This window comes from Vibrio sp. 2130-1 (assembly GCF_033339515.1).
Window position 1 is genome coordinate 1 of sequence record NZ_JAWOUT010000586.1, and the last position, 554, is coordinate 554.

The 554-nt window shown below is 47.7% G+C and carries 1 pseudogene; it reads right to left on the bottom strand.

From position 1 onward, the window contains the following. Nucleotides 1–554, bottom strand: a pseudogene (locus tag R7Q09_RS27545) (hypothetical protein); the annotation flags it as partial.

A 554-nucleotide genomic window follows, 5' to 3' on the forward strand; every position in this document is an offset into this window, starting at 1 on the left:
CTCACCGTTTAGCTTGTACTCCGCAAACGCCACCGATTGAGGCCAGTTTTCTGCAATTTGCGTAAACTCGTTATGACAAACTGGTGTGCGCATTTCCGTAATGTTTGGATCGACGTTAAGACGAGTTAATTGACGAGCAAACATGTTGCCATCAACAGTGGTTAAACCTTTGATGATTTCACGATGGTCGATGTAGCCAAAAGAGTTGTTGTTTTTACCATACTGAGTTTGGATGGCTTCAGCACGACCGCTATCCGCTAATGATTGGGTTGGAGACTCAAGACCCAGCGCCATTTTCAACGGGTTAAGATCACCCAACTCCGCGATATCCACCGTCACGGTTAGCACGTTGTCGATAACCGCCACAACTAAGCCAATGCCATCCTGCGGATCTACTGCATCCGTCATTTCATAACGACGGTACTCCACCGTACCCAGCTTCACTTTTTCATGTGTCACGCCGCTCATTTGCTCTTCGTGATCCAACGTTTTCCAAAGCGCCTCTGGATTCTCGATTGGCAGTTTGTAAACTGGCACCATACCGAGCGTGTAAA